Origin of the sequence: Plantactinospora sonchi (assembly GCF_036422035.1) — a bacterium.
In the GTDB taxonomy this organism is placed as follows: Bacteria; Actinomycetota; Actinomycetes; order Mycobacteriales; family Micromonosporaceae; genus Plantactinospora; species Plantactinospora sonchi.
In genome coordinates this window covers 298081-319743 of sequence record NZ_JAZGQK010000006.1, presented here as the reverse complement: position 1 = coordinate 319743, position 21663 = coordinate 298081, and the positions used below count along the sequence as shown (strand labels likewise).

The 21663-nt window shown below is 71.8% G+C and carries 19 protein-coding genes and 1 pseudogene; 7 read left to right on the top strand and 13 right to left on the bottom strand.

What is annotated here, in order from left to right; genetic code table 11:
* Positions 1-205 precede the first annotated feature (205 nt).
* From moaC to V1633_RS07875, 4 genes are all read left to right on the top strand, one after another.
* The gene (gene moaC, locus V1633_RS07890) at positions 206-697 is read left to right on the top strand and encodes a cyclic pyranopterin monophosphate synthase MoaC (RefSeq protein WP_331213528.1); all 492 of its coding nucleotides are present in this window, start codon (positions 206-208) and stop codon (positions 695-697) included.
* Positions 694-1176: a MogA/MoaB family molybdenum cofactor biosynthesis protein gene (locus tag V1633_RS07885; protein ID WP_331213527.1), complete on the top strand. Its 483-nt coding sequence runs from the start codon at positions 694-696 to the stop codon at positions 1174-1176. Before moaC ends, V1633_RS07885 begins: the two co-directional genes overlap by 4 nt.
* A gap of 89 nt (positions 1177-1265) precedes the next feature.
* Positions 1266-2561 (top strand): molybdopterin molybdotransferase MoeA, encoded by a 1296-nt coding sequence (locus V1633_RS07880; protein ID WP_331213526.1) that lies wholly within the window; start codon positions 1266-1268, stop codon positions 2559-2561.
* Positions 2558-3016 (top strand): molybdenum cofactor biosynthesis protein MoaE, encoded by a 459-nt coding sequence (locus tag V1633_RS07875; RefSeq protein WP_331213525.1) that lies wholly within the window; start codon positions 2558-2560, stop codon positions 3014-3016. Before V1633_RS07880 ends, V1633_RS07875 begins: the two co-directional genes overlap by 4 nt.
* Before the next feature lie 48 nt (positions 3017-3064).
* Here V1633_RS07875 and V1633_RS07870 read toward each other — a convergent pair whose 3' ends face one another.
* Complete coding sequence (locus tag V1633_RS07870; protein ID WP_331213524.1) at positions 3065-4516, bottom strand: glycosyltransferase 87 family protein; 1452 nt, start codon at positions 4514-4516, stop codon at positions 3065-3067.
* Between the two features lie 334 nt (positions 4517-4850).
* Positions 4851-5396, bottom strand: coding sequence for a DoxX family protein (locus V1633_RS07865; RefSeq protein WP_331213523.1), 546 nt, complete (start codon positions 5394-5396; stop codon positions 4851-4853).
* Between the two features lie 83 nt (positions 5397-5479).
* Here V1633_RS07865 and V1633_RS07860 point away from each other — a divergent pair, with 83 nt between their 5' ends.
* Positions 5480-6019, top strand: a complete 540-nt coding sequence (locus tag V1633_RS07860; protein ID WP_331213522.1) for a GNAT family N-acetyltransferase — start codon at positions 5480-5482, stop codon at positions 6017-6019.
* Between the two features lie 98 nt (positions 6020-6117).
* On the opposite strand, the gene V1633_RS07855 is transcribed toward V1633_RS07860, so the two are convergent.
* From V1633_RS07855 to V1633_RS07845, 3 genes are all read right to left on the bottom strand, one after another.
* Positions 6118-7374 (bottom strand): ATP-binding protein, encoded by a 1257-nt coding sequence (locus tag V1633_RS07855; protein ID WP_331213808.1) that lies wholly within the window; start codon positions 7372-7374, stop codon positions 6118-6120.
* A gap of 276 nt (positions 7375-7650) precedes the next feature.
* Positions 7651-8541: an LppU/SCO3897 family protein gene (locus V1633_RS07850; protein WP_331213521.1), complete on the bottom strand. Its 891-nt coding sequence runs from the start codon at positions 8539-8541 to the stop codon at positions 7651-7653.
* Positions 8542-8697: 156 nt separating this feature from the next.
* Complete coding sequence (locus V1633_RS07845) at positions 8698-9666, bottom strand: LppU/SCO3897 family protein (RefSeq protein ID WP_331213520.1); 969 nt, start codon at positions 9664-9666, stop codon at positions 8698-8700.
* A 145-nt stretch (positions 9667-9811) separates the two neighbouring features.
* Between V1633_RS07845 and V1633_RS07840 the strand changes: the two genes are divergently transcribed.
* Positions 9812-10558, top strand: coding sequence for a prepilin peptidase (locus tag V1633_RS07840; RefSeq protein WP_331213519.1), 747 nt, complete (start codon positions 9812-9814; stop codon positions 10556-10558).
* A 105-nt stretch (positions 10559-10663) separates the two neighbouring features.
* Here the strand turns inward: V1633_RS07840 and V1633_RS07835 are convergent, their stop codons facing one another.
* The 4 genes and pseudogenes from V1633_RS07835 to V1633_RS07820 all read right to left on the bottom strand — a co-directional run.
* The gene (locus V1633_RS07835) at positions 10664-13903 is read right to left on the bottom strand and encodes a UvrD-helicase domain-containing protein (RefSeq protein WP_331213518.1); all 3240 of its coding nucleotides are present in this window, start codon (positions 13901-13903) and stop codon (positions 10664-10666) included.
* Between the two features lie 176 nt (positions 13904-14079).
* Positions 14080-15126: a ribosomal eL19 family protein gene (locus V1633_RS07830; protein ID WP_331213517.1), complete on the bottom strand. Its 1047-nt coding sequence runs from the start codon at positions 15124-15126 to the stop codon at positions 14080-14082.
* Between the two features lie 297 nt (positions 15127-15423).
* A complete protein-coding gene (locus V1633_RS07825; RefSeq protein WP_331213516.1) occupies positions 15424-16008 on the bottom strand; it encodes a GNAT family N-acetyltransferase in 585 nt (194 codons plus the stop codon).
* Positions 16009-16132: 124 nt separating this feature from the next.
* A pseudogene (locus V1633_RS07820) lies at positions 16133-16279 on the bottom strand (GntR family transcriptional regulator); the annotation flags it as partial.
* A gap of 66 nt (positions 16280-16345) precedes the next feature.
* Between V1633_RS07820 and V1633_RS07815 the strand changes: the two are divergent.
* Positions 16346-17548: a low temperature requirement protein A gene (locus tag V1633_RS07815; RefSeq protein WP_331213515.1), complete on the top strand. Its 1203-nt coding sequence runs from the start codon at positions 16346-16348 to the stop codon at positions 17546-17548.
* A 66-nt stretch (positions 17549-17614) separates the two neighbouring features.
* Here V1633_RS07815 and V1633_RS07810 read toward each other — a convergent pair whose 3' ends face one another.
* From V1633_RS07810 to moaA, 4 genes are all read right to left on the bottom strand, one after another.
* Positions 17615-18790, bottom strand: a complete 1176-nt coding sequence (locus V1633_RS07810) for a low temperature requirement protein A (protein ID WP_331213514.1) — start codon at positions 18788-18790, stop codon at positions 17615-17617.
* 189 nt (positions 18791-18979) lie between these two features.
* Positions 18980-20341 carry a metallophosphoesterase gene (locus V1633_RS07805; protein WP_331213513.1) on the bottom strand — a complete coding sequence of 454 codons (1362 nt, stop codon included), beginning with the start codon at positions 20339-20341 and terminating at the stop codon, positions 18980-18982.
* Between the two features lie 9 nt (positions 20342-20350).
* Positions 20351-20623, bottom strand: coding sequence for a MoaD/ThiS family protein (locus V1633_RS07800; RefSeq protein WP_331213512.1), 273 nt, complete (start codon positions 20621-20623; stop codon positions 20351-20353).
* The gene (moaA, locus tag V1633_RS07795; RefSeq protein WP_407951978.1) at positions 20620-21657 is read right to left on the bottom strand and encodes a GTP 3',8-cyclase MoaA; all 1038 of its coding nucleotides are present in this window, start codon (positions 21655-21657) and stop codon (positions 20620-20622) included. Before moaA ends, V1633_RS07800 begins: the two co-directional genes overlap by 4 nt.
* Between the last annotated feature and the right edge of the window lie 6 nt (positions 21658-21663).

Below are 21663 nucleotides of genomic sequence, written 5' to 3'. Positions count from 1 at the left end.
TTTCATCAACAGGCGGTCGAGGTCGGCGAGCGGGACGCCGAGGCGGCGGCACCCAACGATCTCGGGCTGACGCCCGCCGCATGGGCCAAGGCGAGTCGGCGGTCGAGGCGCATCGGAGGGCGCCCTGTTCGGCGGCGGGAAACTGCGATCGCGTACCAGATGCAGAAGTTCCTGGGCTGATCGCCCGCTCGGTAGGCTCGCGAGCGTGACCGAACCCGCGCACCTCACCCACGTCGATGCCGCCGGGGCGGCCCGGATGGTCGACGTCTCCGGCAAGACGGTCTCGGTACGGCGGGCGGTCGCCGCCGGCCGACTGCGTACCACCGCGGAGGTCATCGAACTGTTGCGCCGGGACGGCCTGCCGAAGGGCGACGCGCTCGCCGTCGGCCGGCTCGCCGGCATCATGGGCGCCAAGCGCACCCCCGACCTGATCCCGCTCTGCCATCCGATCGCCCTGCACGGCGTCACCGTCGACCTGGAACCCGGCACCGACACCGTCGAGATCACCGCGACGGTCCGGACCGCCGACCGGACCGGCGTCGAGATGGAGGCGCTGACCGCGGTCGCCACCGCCGGGCTCGCGCTGATCGACATGGTGAAGGCCGTCGACCCGGCGGCCTCGATCGAGGAGGTACGCGTGCTGCGCAAGGAAGGCGGCAAGACCGGCGACTGGACCCGACCGGCGGACCGGCCGTGATCCGGGCCCGGGTCGTGGTGGCCTCCAACCGGGCGGCCTTCGGGGTGTACGCCGACACGAGCGGCCCGCTGCTGGTCGCCGGGCTGACCGAACTCGGTTGCCAGGTCGACGAGCCGATCGTGGTACCGGACGGCGACCCGGTCGGCGAACAGCTGCGCCGGGCCGCCGTCGACGGGATCGACGTGGTGCTGACCAGTGGCGGCACCGGGATCAACCCGACCGACCGGACCCCGGACGTCACCCGCGCGCTGCTCGACTACGAGATCCCCGGCATCGCCGAGGCGATCCGGGCGTACAGCCGGGACAAGGTGCCGACCGCCGTACTGTCCAGAGGGCTGGCCGGGGTGATCGGCCGGACGCTGGTGGTCAACCTGCCCGGCTCGACCGGCGGGGCCAAGGACGGCCTCGCGGTACTCGGGCCGATCCTGGCGCACGCGGTCGACCAGTTGCGTGGCGGCGACCACCCCCGGACGGACTGATCCGTCGGGCCGGCCGCAGAGATTGATCTGACTCACCCACCGACGGTCGGACCCCGGCGATAGGCTCGGACGGTGAACGCGAGGAAGCGATGAGCGCCGGAGCCACCGTGAGCGCCGCCGGGGTGACCGTGGGTGCCCAACCCGCTGTCGCCGTTGACCCGGGCACGCTCGACTGGACCGAGGCCCGCGCCCGGGTCTACGCCGCCGGTCGGGCCGCCGCGCCGGAGCCGGTCGAGCTGCCGTTGGCCGAGGCGGACGGTCAGACCCTGGCCGACCCGTTGACCACCCTCACCGACCTGCCCGCCTTCCCGACCTCCAGTGTGGACGGCTGGGCGGTGTGCGGCCCCGGACCCTGGCGGATCGTCGGCCGGGTCCTCGCCGGCGGCACCCCGCCCCCGCTGCCCGGGGACGGCACCGCCGTCGAGATCGCCACCGGTGCGATGCTGCCGGACGGCGCCACCGGAGTCCTCCGCGTCGAGGAGTCGAGCCGGACAGCCGACGGGCTGGTCAGCGGCACGTTGCGGGAGACGCCGGAGTGGCGGGACCCGGGCGAGGAGGCGTACGCCGGTGAGGAGTTGCTCCCGGCCGGCACCGCGGTTGATCCCGGGGTGATCGGGCTCGCCGCCTCCTGCGGCTACGACACGCTCCGGGTCCGGCGCGCGCCCCGGGCCGCCCTGATCATCTTCGGTGACGAACTGCTCACCGCCGGCCGTCCCGGCGCCGGCCGGGTCCGCGACTCGCTCGGCCCGTCCGTGCCGGCCTGGCTGCGCCGGTACGGCTGCACCGCTACCGCCGACGTCGTCGGTCCGGTCGCGGACACCCTCGACGCGCACGTCGCCGCGTTGCGTCAGGCGCTGGAGACCGCCGATCTGGTCTGCACCACCGGCGGCACCATGAACGGGCCGGTCGACCACCTGCACCCGACGCTCGCCGCGCTCGGCGCGGAGTACGTGGTGAACACCGTCGCCGTCCGTCCCGGTTTCCCGATGCTGCTGGCCCGGGTCGCCGGCGCCGACGGGCGTACCCGGTTCGTCGCCGGCCTGCCCGGCAACCCGCAGTCGGCGATCGTCGCGACCGTCTCGCTGGTCGCGCCGCTGCTCGCCGGGCTGCGTGGCCGGCCGATGCCGGAGTTGCCGCAGGTGACGCTCGCCGAGCCGGTCGCTGGCCGGGGCGACCACACCCACCTGGCACTGGTCCGGGTCGACCCGGTACGCGGCACCGCGCACCCGGTACGACACGTCGGCTCGGCGATGCTGCGCGGGCTCGCCCAGGCGGACGGTTTCGCGGTCATCGCCCCCGGCACCGAGGGGCGCCCCGGTGACCGGGTGCCGGTCGTGCCGCTGCCGCTGCTGCCCGGTGAACGGTTCCAGGGAGGGGACAGATGAGCGTCGAGACCGAGCGGAGCGTCGAGCCGGGGGCGCCGCCCCGGGTGTACACCACGGTCGGCGTCGAGCCGCTGGACCTCGCCTTCCACGAGGCGTCGGTCGCCGACGTCAGGGCCGGGGCGGTCGTCTCCTTCCAGGGGGTCGTCCGCGACCACGACCACGGCCGGTCGGTGACCCGGCTGGAGTACGAGGGCCACCCGAGCGCCGCCGACGTGCTGCGGGAGGTGGCCGACGAGATCGCCGCCGACCCGGACGTCTACGCCGTCGCGGTGTCGCACCGGCTCGGGCCGCTGGAGATCGGCGACGTCGCCCTGGTGGCGGCGGTCAGCACCGCGCACCGGGCGGCGGCGTTCGCCGCCTGCGCCCGGCTGGTCGACGAGGTGAAGGACCGGCTGCCGGTCTGGAAGCGTCAGCTCTTCGTCGACGGCACCGAGGAGTGGGTCAACTGCGCCTGAGTCGCCCGACCGGTGCGGCGCCGACCGCGAGGGGCAGCGCCGACCGGATCAGCGGGGTGACCGGGTGCTGAGTCGACGCTCGAACCGCGTCTGCTCGGTGTAGAACGCCGGCTCCGCGCCCGGGCGCCACGGCAGGGCGGCGAGCAGCACGATGATCGCCAGCGCCAGCGAGTTCTCCATCAGGACGCCGAAGAAGCCGTCCTGGTAGTGCGAGACCTCGGGCAGTTGGTGCTCGTACGGCCAGATCGGCGAGATCAGGAAGAGCAGGTAGAGGCCGACCGCCGCGATCCCGTGCCGGAGCCCGACCAGGGTCGGGAACCAGATCGGCGCCCGCAGTCCGCCGAGGCTGGACAGACCGGAGCCGGCCGGCCCGAGCGGGGTCCGGTGCGCCGGTAGTCGACTCGCCGAGCGGCGTCGGCTGGCGGCGTCGGCGAGCACCAGGATCGCCGGGATGACCCAGACCAGGTGGTGCGACCAGGAGATCGGGCTGATCACGTTGGTGGTGAGCCCGACCAGGGTGAACGCGGTCAACTCGTCGCCGTCGGCGTGCGAGTGGGAGGCCCGGGAGAGTCCGAGGGCGAGGACCAGCATCGCGAACGAGAACCAGAGCAGGGTCGGCGTCTCGATCGAGTCGTAGAGCCGGGCGAGCACGCCGGCCAGGGACTGGTTCGGCGTCATGTCCGCCGCCCCGACCCGCTCGGTCTGCCACAGCACCGAGGTGAAGTAGGCGGTCGACTCCCGGCCGGTGACCGCGAAGGTGCCGATGGTGACGGCGACGGCGGCGCCGATCGCGGTCATCGCGGCCCGCCACTGGCGGGTCAGCATCAGGTAGACGATGAACAGCGCCGGGGTGAGCTTGATCGAGGTGGCCAGACCGATGCCGACGCCGGCCCAGGCGCCGCTGAAGAAGAGCCGGCGCAGCGGCCCGTCCGTCGGCCTGACCCGGGAGCCCCGGCGGGCCCGCCAGCGCAGTGCCACCAGGTCGGCCATGATGAGGCCGAAGAGCAGCAGGTTGACCTGGCCGTACCCGAGCGTCTCGCGGGCCGGCTCGATGGCCACCGCCGCCGGGACCGCGATACCCAGGGTGAACCAGAGCGACCAGCCCAGCCGGTCGGTGATCGGCTTGAGCAGCGCGGCGAGGATGACCGCGAGCGCGGCGACGCTGGCGATGCCGTTGAGCCAGCCGGCGAGGCCGAGCGGGATCTTCGCCATCGGCAGCATGACCAGCCCGGCGAAGGGTGGATAGGTGAAGCCGAGGGTGGTCCTGGGTGCGATGAACTCGTAAAGGTCGTGTCCGCTCGCCCACCAGACCACCGCGCCGTGGTAGATCTTCATGTCGAAGAAGTTGTACGGCCGTCCGAACGTGGCTATGGCGAGCCACGATGCGTAGCAGACGGCGGCGACGATGCCGACCCGTACGACTGCTCGACGGTCGATCCCACGAGCAAAGCGGCGGACTGGGGCGAGGCGGCTCAGCCGTCTCGCGACGGTCGCCGGCATGGCGTGGCCACCCCCGTACCGATGTCGGTGTTCCGCCCAGGTCCTCCAGGGAGCCTAGAACGGTGGGTCACTCGAATGCCTCCTGCGTTATGCGACCGTGTCCGATCCCACACTGGTTCGCGACATTTCCACCGCGTTAACGCAGGGAGTGCGGTTCAGGTGATTCACGGCCGCTCAGTGAGGCGAAACTAGCATATGTCCGGCGTGGACCAGGGCCGACCAGGCAAACTGGAAACCCTCCGAACTGGCCGTAGCGCCAGCGCCGAGGGTTACGCCCGGGAGCCGGCGCCGAGGGCCTGGCCAGGAGCCGGCACGGCCGGGCCGCTTCCGCACGTCACCCGGGCAGCTTCCGGGCCGCCGACGCGGACCGCACGGCGATCCGGGCGTCCCGGCGGGCGGTCCGCACGGCCCGGCGTACGGTGCGTTGCCCGGTCCCGACCGCGTGACCGGCCCGCCAGCGCAGTCCGGGCCGCCCCTGGGTGTCGGCGACCGCGAGCAGCAGCCCACCGAACAGGCCGAGGTTCTTCAGGAAGTGGATCTGATGGGTACGACGGTCCGTCGGGTCGTCGAAGTCCCAGAACGGGTGCCCGGCGAGCGTGGTCGGTACCAGCGAGCCGGCCAACAGGGCGGCGGCCGGCCGGGTCAGGTGGCCGGTGGCCAGCAACACGCCTCCGACGACCTGGGCGGCCCCGTTGAGCCGGACCAGGGTCGCGGCGTCGGTCGGGATCGAGGCGTTCATCCGGCCCAGCGCGGGTCCGACCGTGTCGGTCACCCGCTTCGCCCGCTCCACGTGCGCTTCCGGACTGGTGACGGCACGTGCCCCGCTGACCACGAAGATCGCGCTCAACAGCGTACGGGCGACGGTGCGTACGGGTCTCATGGGTCAAGTCTTACCCGTCCGGCGCACATTTCACCCGTGGATGGGACGGACTGGATGCTCCGGTACCGGTACCGTCGCCAGCTGTGACGACTGTACGGCTGCGACCGGAGCAGCAGTCCGACAGCGCGGTGATCCGACGACTCGTCGCCCAGGCCTTCGCCCGGCCGGACGGTGGCGTACCGGCGGAGGTCCGACTCGTCGAGACGCTGCGCCGCAGCGAGGCGTGGCTTCCCGAACTGTCCATGGTGGCCGAGGTGGACGGCGAGTTGGTGGGCTACGCCCTGCTCACCCGGGTCTGGGTGCAGCCGGGTCGGGTCCCGGCGCTCGCCCTGGGCCCGGTGGCGGTACGCCCCGACCGGCAGCGCCGGGGTTACGGCCGGGATGTCGTGCAGGCCGCGCTCGACGCGGCGGCCGAGCTCGGCGAGCGGCTGGTGGTGGTGCTCGGCAACCCCGCCTACTACGGCCGTTTCGGCTTCACCCCGGCGGCCCGCTCCGGCCTGACCAGCCCGTGGTCCGGGCTCGGCGACCCGTGGCAGGTGCTGGTGCTGCCGTCGGTCGACGGGACCGAGCCGGTGGTGCCCCGCGGTGAGGTGGCGTTCCCGGCACCCTGGTCCCAGGTCTGACCGCCGTCCGGACCCGGACGCGCTGAGCCAGCACACCCGTTGCCCGCGCCTGACCCTGGTCCCAGGTCTGACCGCCGTCCCGACCCGGTGGTCGCCGGTCAGGCCGGCTGGGTACGCAGGTAGCGGCCGAAGTGCGGCACGGTGAACGCCACCGTGCCCCGCTCGCCGGAGTAGATCAGGCCCTTCTTGATCAGGGCGTCCCGGGCCGGGGAGAGGCTCGCCGGTTTGCGGCCGAGTGACCGGGCGATCTCGGCGGTGGAGACCGCGGCGTCCATGTCGTCCCGGACCGTGTCCTCCCCGCCTCCGCCCTCGCCCGGCTCGACCAGGGAGAGCGCGGCCATCGCCCGCATGTACTCACGCTCTGCCGGCGTGGCCCGCTCGAACCGGGAGCCGAAGAAGCCGACGGCCAGTTCGGCCTCGGCCTCCGGCGCGGCGACCCGGACGTCGGCGGCGGTGACCGGGGACCGGGGCGCATGGTCCCAGGTGGCCTTGCCGTACGCCTGGACGAAGTACGGGTAGCCGCCGGACTTCTCGTAGAGCAGGTCCAGCGCCTTCTGCTCGTACTCCACGTCCTCCCGGGCGGCCGGTGCGCAGAGCGCCTGGTCGGCGGCGATCCGGTCCAGCCGGTCGATGCGCTGGTAGCGGAAGAGCCGCTCCGAGTAGGACTTCGCCGCGGAGAGTACGGCCGGCAGGTGTGGCAGCCCGGCGCCGACCACGATCAGCGGCGCACCGAGTTGGGACAGCTCGTGGCAGGCGGCGCAGAGCCCGGAGACGTCCTCCGGGCCGAGGTCCTGCATCTCGTCGATGAAAACGGCGACGCCGGTGCCGACGTCGGCGGCCACCTCGGCCGCGTCGGTGAAGAGTTCCACCAGGTCGATCTCGATGTCGCCGGAGTCGGCCCGGCCGCTTGCCGCCGGTACGTCGATCCCCGGCTGCCAGCGGTCCCGCAGCTTCGCCGGGCCGGCCGTACCGCGACCGGTCGGCGCGGCGCGGAGCGCGAACGCCTTGAGTACGCCGAGGAAGTCGTCGATCCGGTCCGGGGCGCGGTGCCGGGGAGCCAGCTCCCGGATCGCCATGTGCAGGGCGGCGGCGACCGGCCGGCGGATCGACTGGTCCGGCCGCGCCTCGATCTTGCCGGTGCCCCAGAGCCGGCTGATGGCCTGGGAGCGGAGGGTGTTGAGCAGCACGGTCTTGCCGACGCCGCGCAGCCCGGTGAGCATCAGGCTGCGTTCGGGGCGGCCCCGGGCGATCCGTTCCAGCACGATGTCGAAGACCTCGAGCTCGCGACCCCGGCCGGCGAGTTCGGGTGGGCGCTGGCCGGCGCCGGGCGCGTACGGGTTGCGGACCGGATCCACGTATCGCACCGTATCGGTCCGTCTAGCCGACGGGCTAGAGATGGATAGATCGGCGTAGGCGTGTCGCGGTCCGGGGTGGAGGGTCGCCGCGTCGAGCGGAAACTAGGGCTGTCTAGCGGATCCGCTAGACAGCCCTAGTTTTTTCTGTCATCACCGCCGTGCAGCTGTGCTCGTCGCCCTGGAGAGTGCTACCCGACTCGCCCTGGAGGGTGCAACCCGACCGACGTCGGCCGCCCCTTCCAGCGCCCGCGCCGGGCATGGTCCCCGGCCGCCGGCTCAGCGCTCCTTCAGGCAGAGCACAAAGTCGCCGATGTCCATCGAGTCGTCGTAGACGTAGTTGACGTCGGTCTGCGGCGAACCGAAGATCGGGTCGTCCTTGCACCGGTCGCCGTCGATGGTGAACGGGATCCGGGAGAGCACCTCGTAGGTGTTCGGGCCGCACGGCACCTTACGCAACTCGGGGTCGTCGTCGGAGCCGTCGTTGACCAGGCAGTCGCCCGTCTTGAAGTCCTCCTCGTCGCCCGTGGTCGGGGCGTCGGCCGTGGTCGGGGCGCTGGAGGGCCGGGACGGGCCGGCGGAGGCGGACGCCGACGGGGTCGGCGCGCCGACCGGGTCGTTCGGGTCGTCGTCACCCTGGTTGACCGCCCACACCACGCCACCGATGCCGCAGAGACAGAGCAGCAGGAGCACGATGCCGCCGATGATCAGGGCGATCTTCAGGCCGCCACCCTTCTTCTCCGCGGTCGGCGGACCGAGCGGCGCACCGGGCTGGCCGTAGCCCCCACCCGGCTGACCGTAGCCCGCACCCGGCTGACCGTACGGAGCGGCCGGCGGCCCGGACTGCGGCTGGTCCGACCCGTACGGTGGCTGCTGCGGCCCGCCGCTGGTCGGCGGCTGACCCCACTCCCCGCCAGTGGGCGGCGGCGGGTAACCGGGGTTGGCGGGCTGACCCCACTCCGGGGTCGGCGGCGGGTAGCCGGTGCCCGGTGGCGGCGGGTACCCGGACGCCGGGTCGGACGGCGGCGGGTAGCCGCCGGGCGATGACGTCGGGTAGCTGCCCGGCGGCGGTGGCGGAGGCGGGTAGCCACCCCCCGGCGGGCTCGACGAAGGCTGCTGCTGATAGGGGTCTTCGGGCTGGCCTGGGCTCGGAGAGCCGTAGATCGACATGTTGCTCCAGGGTCGGGGCCACGCTGGTTCACGGGACCTGGGGATGGTCAGGAGTTACGGAGTGGTGGAGCCGCGGGGTGACCGGCCGGCAGGTGTGGCCACACCGGGACGTCCGCACCACATTCTGGGTGACGGCGTCGAGCCGGTCGGAAACCCTTATCGTTCCCTGAGACAGAGCACGAAGTCCAGGTCGTCCAGTTCGCTGTTGAAGAAGTAATAGTTGGTATAGCTTTTCACCTTCGCGCACTTGGCCTTGGCGTCGGCGTCGCCGGTGGTGCGCTCGTCGATCCGGGCGAGCACCTCGTACGTCTCCGGCCCGCACTCGGCGATCACCAGCTTCGGCCGCTCGACCGAGCCCTCGTTCGCCACACACTGCCCCGCCTCGACGAACCGGGCGTCGGTCGACGGCGCCGGAGCCGGGGTGGTCGGAACCGGCTCGGTCGGCTCCGGCGATTCCTCGCCGCCGACCACACCGTCGGTCGGTTCCGTGGTCGGCAGCACCTTCGGGGTCGAGTCGTCCACGTTCGAGAGATAGATGCCGAGGCCGATCCCACCGAGCGTCAGGACCAGCAGTGTGGCGACGACCCCGAAGACGAGCCGCCCCGCACCCCGCTTCGGTGCCGGTACCGGCTCCGCCGTCGACCAGTTGGCGTCCGCAGCGGGCGGGGCCCACATCGACTCAGGGGGCTCGGGCGGCGTCCAACCGGGCGGCCCGCCGGCCGTCCCGGCGGGGTGGTGCGGGGAAGGACCGTACCCGGCGTCGTACCGACCGGTCTGCGGTTGGCCCGGTCCGGGCGCACCGGCACCGGACCCCGGATAGCCGTCGCCGGCACCGGACCTCGGATAACCGTCACCAGCGCCGACGCCCGGGTCCGGATAGCCGTGACCCGGCTGGCCGGGCGGAGTCTGGTACGGATATCCGGGATGGCTGACCGGCGAGCCAGGGCCGCCGGGCGGGACGGACGACGGTGCGCCGCCCCAGCGCTGCTCCCCACCGAACTGGTCCTGACCGCCCCACGGGTCGGCCGGTTGACCGTACTCGTCAGTGGATTCCCGGTCCGGTCGCGGCCAGGGCTCCGGCGACGAGCCGGGGTACGGCCCGCCGGGCGGTCCGTAGTTAGCCATCGGAGGTCCTCCTGGTACGCCGTCGTGAGAGGCACGCCACTCACCGGTTACGCGGGTTGCTGTGGTCACCGTAGCGTGACCCCCCGATGAGCTCACCTCTCGGAAACGCGCCAATCACCGCGACGAACGGCGGAGCGGGCGGACCGTGAACCCCGGCGTGGCGGCGACACTGGCCGGACTCGTCGGGGTCCTGCTGGGACCGTCGCTGCGCGGACAGATTCTCCGGTACGCCGTACCGGCCGGTGAACCGACCCGGCGACGCTGCCCACACTGCGCCGCGACACTGTTTCGTCCCGGCGTCCCCCGCCTGCTCGGCGCGGTGTCCCCCACCGCCAGGTGCCCGCACTGCCGGCAGCGGACCGGCCCCCACCCCGGCACGGTGGAGGTGCTCACCGGTGTCCTGCTCGCCGCCCTCGCCTGGCGGATCACCGAGCCGCTGCCGCTGCTGGCGTACGGCTGGCTCGCGCTCTGCGGAGTTGTCCTCGGCGCCGTCGACGTGGCGGTACGCCGACTCCCGGACCGGCTCACCCGGTGCGCGACCGGCGGCACCGTACTGCTGTTCACCGTCGCGGTCCTCGCCGGGGAACCGGCCGGCCGGCTCGGCGTGGCCCTGGCCTGCGGACTCGGCGTCGCCCTGCTCTACCTCGTCCTGGTCCTCGCCTCCCCGACCGGGCTCGGTGCCGGTGACGTACGGCTCGGACTCCTGCTCGGCACCGCCGCCGGCTGGTACGGCTGGCCCACCGCGCTCAACGCGCTGCTCGCCGGCCTGCTGCTCGCCAGCGGCACCGCCGCCGTACTGCTCGGACTGCGCCGGGTCAACCGCCAGGACCAGCTGCCGCACGGTCCCGCGATGCTGGTCGGCACCTTCGGCGCGGTCCTGCTCGCGGCGTGAGCCCGACCCCGGATGCCAGCCCGGCCCGGATGCCAACGCGGCCCGGGTGTTAGGAAGGGCCCCTTCCTATACAAAATGCGATAAGAAGGGGCCCTTCCTTACACCTCAGAGGAGGCGGAGCTGTCGGTCCTTCGGGCGTCGCGGCACGGTGTCGCCGAGCCGTTCGAACAGCCCCGGGTCAATGTCGGACAGGAACGGGGAGGGGGAGCAGTCCCGCTCCTGACCGTGGCGGAGTCGTCGTCCGACGTGGCTGACGTAGAGGCGGTCCTGGGCCCGGGTGAGACCGACGAAGAACAGCCGCCGCTCCTCCGCCACCTCGTCCTCGGTCGGGGTCGAGCCCGGGAACCGTAGCGGCAGCAGCCCGTCCTCGCAGCCGACCAGGAAGACCACCGGAAACTCCAGGCCCTTGGCGGCGTGCAGGGTGAGCAGGGTGACCGCCTCGGCGCGTGGGTCGAGCGCGTCCACCTCGGCCCCGGTGGCGAGCTGGCCGAGGAACGACGCCAGGTCGTCGCCGCAGCGCTGGGCGAGCGGGGTCAGCACCTCCACCGCCGACCAGATGTCCTCCGGGCCGACGCCGCCGGTCACGTCCAGGGTCGGTGCCGCGTACCGCTCGGCGAGGACCTGGCCGGCCAGGCGTACCCGGGCGGCGACCGAGCCGCCGAGGCCGTCGGCGTGCCGCAGTTCGCGGGCGATGACCGAGACGCCGGGCCGGTCCCGGAGCCGGTTGTGCGAGCGCTTCTGCACCGGCACGTTCGCCCGGGCCAGCGCGTCGCGGATCGGCGCCGCCTGGGTGTCGGTGCGGTACAGCACGGCGATGTCGGAGAAGGAGATGTCGGAGGTCCGGCCGTCGATCTGGCCGGAGTCCAGCGACCGGTGCGACAGTCCACCGACGAGGTCGTCGATGGTGCGTACGACAAAATCGGCCTCGTCCGCGACGGAGGCCGCCGGGTAGCGGCCGACCAGCGGAGCCTCCGGGTCCAGCCGGGCCGGGTCGAGCCGCCGACCCCGGACCAGGGACGACGGCGCGATCGCCTGTACGGCGGTGGCCAGGATCGGCGCCGACGACCGGTAGTTGCGGGTCAGTCGGACCAGCCGGGCGTCGACGAAATCCGCCGAGAAGCGCAGGAAGTACGCCACGTCCGCACCCCGGAACGAGTAGATCGCCTGGTCCGGGTCGCCGATCGCGCAGAGGTTGCCGTCCGCCGGGCTGAGCAGCCGGAGCAGCTCGTACTGGGTGGCGTCGACGTCCTGGTACTCGTCGACGAAGATCCACCGCCACCGGTCCCGGTACCGTTCGACCAGCGCCGGATCGTCGCGCAGCAGTTCGACCGGCAGGGTGACCAGTTCGTCCAGGTCGACCAGGTCCTGCGCGCGGAGCAGCTTGACGTACGTGGCGTCGTCGTCGCCGGCCTCGGCCCGGGCGGTCGCCCGTTCGGTGTCGTCGGCGATCCGGAAGGTGGTCGGCAACCCGGCCGCCCTGGCGTTCTCCCGCAGGATGGTCAGGCCGAGCGAGTGGAAGGTGCCGACGGTGACGTCCTCGGCGACCGGCCCGAGCAGTCCGTCGAGCCGGTGCCGCAGTTCCTCGGCGGCCCGCCGGGTGAAGGTGATCGCCAGGCAGTGCTCGGGATAGACGTTCAGCTCGGCGCAGAGGTACGCGATCCGGTGGGTCAGGGTCCGGGTCTTGCCGGTGCCGGGACCGGCGACGATCAGCAGCGGGCCGCCCGGCGCGGACGCGGCCACCCGCTGCATCGCGTCGAGCCGGTCGAGCAGCCCGGTGCCGACCTCCTCCATGCCGGCGAGCATCGGCTCGAACGGCTCGTGCGGGGAGGGCGCGGGGGGCAGCGGCGGGACCGGGTCGGCGGGGGCCGCCGGCTTCGTCCGTCGACGCGGCGGTTCGGCCGGCGCGGCCGCCGTCGTGCTCTTGGCCCGGGGCGTCGGTTTCGGCTCCGCCGCCGGTCGCGGTTTCGGCACCGGTACGTCGAACAGCGCGTCCGCGAAGAGGGTGTCGCCCTGCTGACCGCCCCGGCCGCCGGGCAGCTCACCGGGTTCGAAGAGGGTGATCACGCCGTACTCGCCGTCGTAGCCCGGAACCCGGCGGACCTGCCCGCGACGGAGTCGGCCGATCGCCTCGGCGAGCAGTTCGCCACCGACCCGGCGGATCTCGTCGACCGGGGTGACGGTGAGGATGTCCAGTTCGGCGCCGAGCGCGGCGACCAGGGTGTTGAGCTGCCCCTCCACCGTCTTCGACTTCGGCCCGACCTGGTTGACCTCGCCGACGATCTCGGCGAGTTGGATCAGGTGGGTGACCCGGGGAGCGTTCGCCGGGCGGTGTCCGTCCGGCCGGTCGGCGAGGTCCTCGACCCGGCTGAGTACGCCGACGGTGAGCGGTTTGCCGCACTCCGGGCAGCGTCCGCCCGCCTGGCGGGTCCGTTCCGGCTCCCAGTTGACCCCGCAGAGCCGGTGCCCGTCGGCGTGGTACTTCCCCTCCTCGGGGAAGAACTCGATGGTGCCGTGCAACCCGTCACCGGTACGCAGCGCCTGCCGGACCGCGTAGTAGTCGAGTGCGGTGTCGAAGACCGTGGCCTCCCGGGCCAGCGCCGCCGGCGAGTGCGCGTCCGAGTTCGAGACCAGCCGGTACGCGTCCAGACTGGACACCCGCCAGTTCATCGCCGGGTCGGAGGAGAGCCCGGTCTCCACCGCGAAGATGTGCTCGGCGAGGTCGGCGTAGCAGTCCGCGATCGCGTCGAAGCCGGACTTCGAGCCGAGCGCGGAGAACCACGGGGTCCAGATGTGCGCCGGCACCAGGTACCCGTCCGGGCTGGCCTCCAGGGTGATCTCCAGCAGGTCCCGCGAGTCGAGTCCGAGGATCGGCCGGCCGTCCGAGCCGAGGTTGCCGATCCGGCCGAGCGCGGTGTTGAACCGGGCCACCGCGTCCAGATCCGGCAGGTAGATCAGGTGGTGCACCTTCCGGGTCCGGTCGCCCCGCTTGTAGATGGTGGAGATCTCGACGCTGAGCATGAACCGCATCGGGGCGGTCTCGGCGACGCTGGCCAGCCGGGGCGGAAGGCGGCGGCTGATCTCCTGTTCCGCCTCCGGACTGAGCCGGTGCAGGCCGGGCTCCGCGGGACGCAGCGTCTCCCGCAGGTGCTCGTACCAGGCCGGGTGGGTGAAGTCACCGGTGCCGAGCAGGCTGATCCCCTTGCGCCGGGCCCACCAGGTGAGGTTCGGCAGGGTCAGGTCGCGGCTGCAGGCCCGGGAGTACTTCGAGTGGATGTGCAGGTCCGCGACGAAGGGCACGGCGGCGCTGGGAGAGCCGTCAGCGGGTGCGGTGCGCAACGGAGACACGCCGCATCCTGTCACGGGCCGGTATGTGAGCGCCTGTCGCCACGCGCGAATGTGATTTCTCGCCCGCGCCGCAGTCACTGTCAGTGGCGGCGGTCTGACGGCGACCACCGCCACCGGGAGCCGGCGCGGCAGCGCCGCCCGTTCGCACGGGATCGGGGTCCGGGGAGCCGGTACGGTCAGCAGCTGCGGCTGACCGTACCGGTCGGGTGGTGGATCTGCTTCCCGTTGACGGTGGCCTGGACGTACCAGCTGGTGGACGAGCGGGTCAGTTCGCTGCCGCCGACCGTCGGGTGGACCTCGCCGGAGAACGAGGTGCCGCTGCCGATGCTCCATCCGTGGTACGCGTAGTCGTCGTCCTGGGCGAATCCCCACACCGTGCTGGCGCTGCCGTTCTTCACCCGTCCCGTGATGCGTACCGACCAGGTGCCGTCGCTGTAGCAGATCGCCGACGCCGAGGCGGTGATGGACGGCGGCTCCGCCGGTGCCGGTGGGGCCTGCGACCGGGGCGTCCTCGGTGGCTTCGTCGTCCGTCTCGGGGTCGGTTCCGGCTGGTTGTCGTCGGCGGATGGTCGTCGCGGGTCGTCCGCCGGGTCCCGGTCACCGGCCGGCTTCCGGTTGTCGTCGCGCGGTCGGCCCGACCCGCCCGGCTCTGTCGGCGCGGTGAGCGCGGGTTCGATGCTCGGCAGACTGCTCGGCATCGGTTGGCCGACCGGTGCGGGCGGTGGCGGTACGGTGGCCTGCTGCCGCGCCGGATCGCCGTCCCGGACGAGTACGACAACGGTCCCGAACAGCAGCAGCCCGAGTACGGCGGCGGCGACGGCGAGGGTCCGACCGAGCGGTCTCGCCAGGCCCTCCTTCTGCCCCGTCGCGCCGTCGTCCGACCCGGTTCCGGTGCTCTGCGGGCCCGTCGGACCGTGCCCGGGCGGTGTTGCGCCACTGCCCGGCTTCGTGGCGGCATCGGCCGGTCCCGCGGCGACGATGCCCGGGTCCGCGCCGGTCCTGCCTGGTCTCGTGGTGGTGTCGCCCGGCGTGGGCACGGCCTGATCCGGCGTCGCGGCCGGCTCCTCCGGCGGGTCCGGTGTGTCACTGCCGGGGGCGGCCGCCGTCTCGGCGCGTTCCTCCCGCTCTTCGACGTCGGTCAGGGGCAGGCGGGCTCCGCACTCGGGCCGCAGACAGTACGTCGCCCCGGGCTCGGCGTCCTCTCCACACTTCGGACAGCTCATTCGGCCCGCCTCGGTCGATCGGTCGGTTGCGACAGTGAGCGGATGTTATAAGGGTGGGGTCTCGGCCGCCCTCCCGCCTTCCGGCCGGATCGGGCCTCGACGACGGTCGTGCCTCCCGAGACCGATCCGTGTTCCCAGGTCGACGGCCCGGCGGGCGGATACGGGGAGCGACCATCGCGGTCTGCGGTCTGTGTATCTGCTGTGTATGTCGCCCCTGCGGCAGTGGCCGGCCCGGCGTTCCACGCTGGCCAGAACCTCTGGCCAGACGACGGGTCGGACGTGGAGGTCGAGCCCTTCCTACCGTGGAGCCGCTGGTCTCCGGTCCGCGGTTTCCAGCGGCGGTTCGTGGTTGGCCTTCAGCGGCAGTTCGTAGCGGCTGACCGGGGTGGTCGGCCCGTCCTTCCGACGCTGGCCCGGAGCCCCGCCCACCGTCACGTCGCCCCGGTGGAGAAAACCGGCCGACTCGTAGTAGTCGCGCAGCCGCCGGTTGGTGGCGACGCAGTCCAGCCGCAGCGCGTCGCGGCCGTGTCGGCGTACGGTGTCGCCCGCCCAGGCCAGGAGGAGGGTGCCGAGGCCGGCGGTCGAGCGGCGTACCGCCGAGCGGTGCAGGTAACCGGCGTTGCCCCCGATGTCGTTCCAGAGCGGGTCGGACCAGTCCAGGGTGAAGGTCGCGGCGACCCGGTCGCCGACCCGGACCAGCCAGGTCTCGTTCCGACCGATCGCACCGGTCACCCAGCCCGGTTCGAAGCGCGCCGGCCACTGGCTGACGCCCCGCGTCCGGAGCCAGCCCGCCGCCTCGTCCAGCACGCCGAGTACGTCGGCCGTTTCGTCGATCCCGGCGGTCCGGAAGGTGACCGGTTCGCCGTTCCAGGTCCCTGTCACCCTTCAAGCTTCCATCTGGGACTCGTGCTTGGCGAGGTCGAGGTGTGGACGGCCCGCGGCGCGCCAATGTGGATCTTTGCGCTACACCTACGCCTGCTGTTTGTCGGCCACGGACGCCGCGGCCGGGACGGCTGACCAGTACGCCGCGCTCGTGAAGCTTGGCTACGGCGCGTGAAACGGTCTTCGTGGATACGTCGTAGTGGTCCGCCAGCTTCCCTGCCGAGGGGATCTGGGCGCCAAGCGGAAAGACTCCCTGCTCGATGCGCTTCACAAGATCGTCGATTCTGAGAGCGTCATGACCTGCGTTCGGCGGACCGGAAAGAGGTATAAAAGGGACATGACGGAACGGCGAGACGACCAGTCGATACCGACGATCCGCCGTCCGCGCGGTTCCGTCGAACCTCCGTCGTTCCTCGAACTCTTCTTCGATATCGCCTTCATCATCGTCTTCGCCCAGCTGTCGCAGGAGCTGACGCAGCATCTGACCGGTGAGGGCGCTTTCGAGACGGTTCTGCTGCTCCTGACCGCGTGGTGGGTCTGGGTACTGACTGTCTGGCTGACCGACCTGTTCAATCCGCGCCTGTCGAAGATCCAGGTGGTCACGATCCTGATCATGCTCGGCGTCATGTTGATGGCGCTGGTGATGCCGACCGCGTTCGAGACGCGCGGTCTGTACTTCGCCGGCGCGTACCTCGCCATCCATGTCGTGCGCGACGGTTTCCTCATCCCCAGTACCAGGGTCAACCGGACCGTGCAGGCCAGGAGCATCCGGGTCATCTTCTGGCACGGTCTCACCAGCCCGCTCTGGATCGGCGGGGCGATCGCGGGCGGTGACACCCAGTTGGTGCTCTGGTCCGCCGCGCTCGTCATCGAATACGTCTCGGCAACCGACGGATGGCCGACGCCGCGCCTTGGCCGGACCGAACTGGCCTCCCGGATCTTCGCCGGTCCCCACCTCTACGAGCGGCACCGCCAGATATTCGTCGTCGCGCTCGGGGAGATGATCCTGAGCGTGGGCCTGCGGGTCCTGCCGGTCGGACTCGCGACCGAGAGTGTCGCCGCGGCGGCGGCCGCGATCGTCGGCGCGCTCCTGGTCTTCCAGATTTACATCAACCGGGCGAGGGAACTGCTCGCCGGTGCGTCCATCGGACTCCTGGCGCAGGTGCGTCGCGGAATCCTCATGTCGCACAGCCACCTGGTGATGGTCGCCGGTGTCGTGGTGATGGCGGCCGCCGCCGACCTGGCCGTGCATGATCCGCTGCGCAGGGAGGAGGTGGCGTGGACGATCTGCGTGGTTGCCGGACCCACGCTCTTCCTGCTCGGCAGTGCACTGTTCGACCTGGTGGTCCACCGGTCGTTCCGCCCCCGGCTCATCGGGATGCTCGTCCTGCTCGCCACAGTGCCGGCCCTGCATGTGCTGCCGATGTACGCCGCGCTGGTCCTGATCGACGTCGTGCTCGCCGTGACGCTGGTCGTCGAGGTCACGGTCGCGTACCGCCGGCCGGTCGCGCCGGGCGTCCTCGGCCGAGGACGCTCGTAATGACACCGCCCCGCCCGCTCCCGCCAACGGACGTCGGTGTCGGGGTGGTGCGGGTTACGAGACGAATCAGTGACGTATCCGTGGGGGCGAGGCCTGTCGCGTTCGGAACTCGACCGTGTACGCGATCGCGACGCCGAGCAGGATCAGTGGAACGAGCGCCATGACGCTGAGTTGCGGGAGGACGGGAAAGGTGAGCACGAGCAGGCCGAGCAGGATGATTCCGACGGGGCGGGTCCAGGACACTCGGCTGAAGACGGTGTAGTCGAGCAGACCGCAGCCGACCAGGAACAGTGCCGGTCCGCCGAGAATGATCATGCCCCAGCCCAGGTGGGGGCGGCGCAACGGGTCGTCGATGGCGAGTGCGGTCCCGGCCGCCGTGAGGATGAGGCCAGCGACCATGACGAGGTGCCCCAACACCGCGAACTGACAGAACCTGGATGGGTTCGGCGAGGCGACGATCGCCTCGGGCAGCACTTCGCCGGCACGGAATATGTAGATCCGCCACATCAGCACCGCCGTCGCGAACGCCATTCCGAAGGCGGTGAGCCGGTGGATCGTGTAGTTCTCCGGGCCGATCGTCAGCGCGGCTATGAAGATCAACATGCCGAGCGCGATGACCAGAAACTCCCGGTAGCGTTCGGCGACGCGCTCACCGACGAGTTTCCACTCCCACCCTGAGGAGCGGCCGAGTCTCGGAGTGGGCCAGCCGAGCACCACCGCCACGTACTCGATCGATATCGCTACCGCCCAGAGCGCGGTGCGCGCGGTGTCGGGAAGGAACGCGCCGGCGAGCCAGGCCGTCCCGGAGATGCCGACCCAGAACAGGATCCGACGGTTACGGGTCCGTAGAATCTGTTGTCGACCGGCGATCACAAGATACGTGCTCGACCCGAAATGGATCGCGAGATATGCGATCGCGAAGAGCGGCCCCCGTTCGCTGAACGCCTGCGGAACCGCGATCGACATCACCAGGCTGCCCGTCATCACCCAGAAAACCTGCACCTGGCCGCGCGGATGATTCAGGTCGAAGGTGTCCGCCGCCCACGAGGTGAGGGCCCACACCAGCGAGAACGCCAGGAAAAGGATCAGCGTTTGTGCGGAGGCCAGCCAGGTCGGCGTCGCGGACAGGTCCGCCGCCAGCACGATGAACGCAAGGACGAACACCAGGTCGAAAAAGAGTTCGAGAAACGCCGGGCGGTGTTCTCCCGCTGCTTCCCGAACCACGCCGACGTCATCAGTCATTGCGACTTATTCTGCCAGGATCATTTTGTTACGGTGGTGGTAACGCCACTGCGGTGATGACGACCGTCCGAACCGATGACGACAAACTGTCGGTGCGGTTCGTGAAACGCTCACCGGTCAGGTTCGATCTCCTGCTCGGTGCCGGGATGGACGGCTCTTCCGTTGCGTCGCGAACGGACGGTGGCCAGGTCAGACCGAGCGGAGTTCGACCAGGGTCACCTGCGGCGGGGCACCGACCCGGACCGGCGGCCCCCAGAACCCGGCGCCGTTGGTGACGTACAGCTGGGTGCCGTCGATGGTGGCGTGGCCGGAGACGACCGGCTGCTGCAACCCGACCAGGAGATTGAACGGCACGATCTGACCGCCGTGGGTGTGCCCGGACAGTTGCAGGTCGACCCCGTGCTTCGCCGCCTCGTACACGTTGACCGGCTGGTGGGCCAGCAGTACCACCGGGCGGCTCGGGTCCCGGCCGCCCAGCGCGGCGGTGAAGTCGGGGCCCTCGGCGAAGCCCAGGTCGGCGCCGGCCGGGTCGTTCACCCCGGCCAGGTCGAGCGCCCCGCCCCGGGCCAGGATCTCCTGCCGCCGGTTCTGCAGCACCCGCAACCCGAGCCGGTCAACCTCGACCACCCACTCCTCGACACCGGAGTAGTACTCGTGGTTGCCGGTGACGAAGAAGCTGCCGTACCGGGAGCGGAGGTCGCGCAGTGGGGCGGCGGCGTCGCCGAGTTCGCCGACCGTGCCGTCGACCAGATCGCCGACCACGGCCACCAGGTCGGCGTCGAGCCGGTTGATGGTGGCGACGATCCGTTCGGTGTGGGCTTTACCGGTCAACGGTCCGATGTGGATGTCGGAGACGGTGGCTATCCGCAGCCCGTCCATGGCCCGGGGAAGCTTGGCGAGCGGGATCCGCACCCGGTCGACCCGTGGCGGCCCGAGCGCGGTGTGGACGCCGTAGCCGACGATCGCGGGGGCGGTGAGCCCGGCGAAGATCGCGGCGCCCCGGGCCAGCAGCCGCCGCCGGTCCGGATCGTGCCCGGGCTCGACCGACGGGGCACCGCCGGATGCCGGTGGCACCGTGGCCGGCTGGGGCGGCACGTCGCCCGGCCCGGCGGCCGGACCGGACGTCACCCCGGCCGGAGCCGACACCGACCCGGTCGAGGCCGTGGTGGCGTTCGGCGTCGCCGGCTCCGCCACCTCGGCGCCCGCCGGCACGGCAACCGGCAACCTGGTGGCCGGGCCGGCACGACGGGTACGCCGGCGCAGCACCAGCCGGGCCACCAGCGTCGGCACTTCCAGTACGACCAGGATGACCAGCAGGTAGAACATCACCGCGAGCCAGAGGTAACCCGGCCAGGCGAGCCAGTAGAACCCCTGCCGGGTGCTGATCAGCGTGGCCGGTGCGAGTACGGCCAGCACCAGGGCCGCGATCGTCCCGAGCCGACGCCAGCGCCCCGGCCGGGTGGTATCCCGGATCAGCCGTTTCCAGAGGTATAGGTGGATCAGGCTGATGGCCAGCACCAATGTCCCGACAAAGCCCAGGACCCCGAACAACTGGCCTCCTCAGCCGCCGGCGAACGGCGGCAGGACGTCCACTGTCGTGCCCGCCGGCAACGGGGCCTGACGATCATGACAGGCGACGCCGTCGACCAGGAAACTCGCCAAACTGAGCACCCTGCCGAGTTGCTCGCCGTGCCGTCGGGTCAGGTCACCGACGAGTTCGTCGAGGTTACGCCCGCCGGGAACGGTCTCCTCGGCGACTCCGGCGGCGGCCCGGGCCGCCGCGAAGTAGCGTACGACCACGGTCGTCCGGGTGGCCGCTCCGTCCACAGTCAACCCCCGATCGCGGACATCGGGCGTACCGGCTGCAGGAAGCTCGGATCGTCGATGCCGTGCCCGGCCCGCTTGCCCCACATCGCCACCCGCCACCGGCGGGCCAGCTCCTCGTCGTCCGCCCCGCCGCGCAGTGCCGCCCGCAGATCCGACTCGTCCATCGCGAAGAGGCAGTTCCGGACCTGCCCGTCGGCGGTGAGCCGGGTCCGGTCGCAGTCCCCGCAGAACGGCCGGGTGACACTGGCGATCACCCCGACCCGGGCCGGTCGGCCGTCGGCGGCGGTCCACCCCTCCACCAGCCAGGTCTCGGCCGGCGCCCCGCCCCGCTCGACCGGATCCGGCAGCAGGGTGAACTCGGCCCGCAGCGCGGCGAGGATCTCCTCGGCGGTGACCATCGTCGAACGGTCCCAGCCGTGCTGGGCGTCCAGCGGCATCTGCTCGATGAAGCGCAGCTCGTAACCGTGGGCCAGGGCGAACCGCAGCAACTCCGGAGCGTCCCCCTCGTTGACGCCGCGCATCAGCACCGAGTTGATTTTGACCGGGGTCAGCCCGGCGGCGACCGCTCCGGCCAGCCCGTCGAGCACGTCCGACAGGCGCGACCGTCGGGTCAGCGCGGTGAACCGCTCTGGATCCAGGGTGTCCAGCGAGACGTTGACCCGGTCGAGCCCGGCCGCGCGCAACGGCGCGGCGAGCCGGTCGAGCCCGATCCCGTTGGTGGTCAACGAGATGACCGGCCGTGGCTCCAGCGCGGCGACGGCAGCGACGATCTTCATCAGGCCGGGTCGGATCAACGGCTCGCCGCCGGTGAACCGGACCTCGGTCACGCCGAGCAGGCGTACCGCCACGCCGACGAGTCGGGCCACCTCGTCGTCGGTCAGCACCTCCGACTTCGGCAGCCAGGGCAGCCCTTCGGCCGGCATGCAGTAGGTGCAGCGCAGGTTGCACCGGTCGGTCAGGGAGACACGGAGGTCGGTGGCCATCCGACCGTACCGGTCGACGAGTCCCCCGACCTCCGGCCGGGAACCCGGAATGGTCATCGTTCG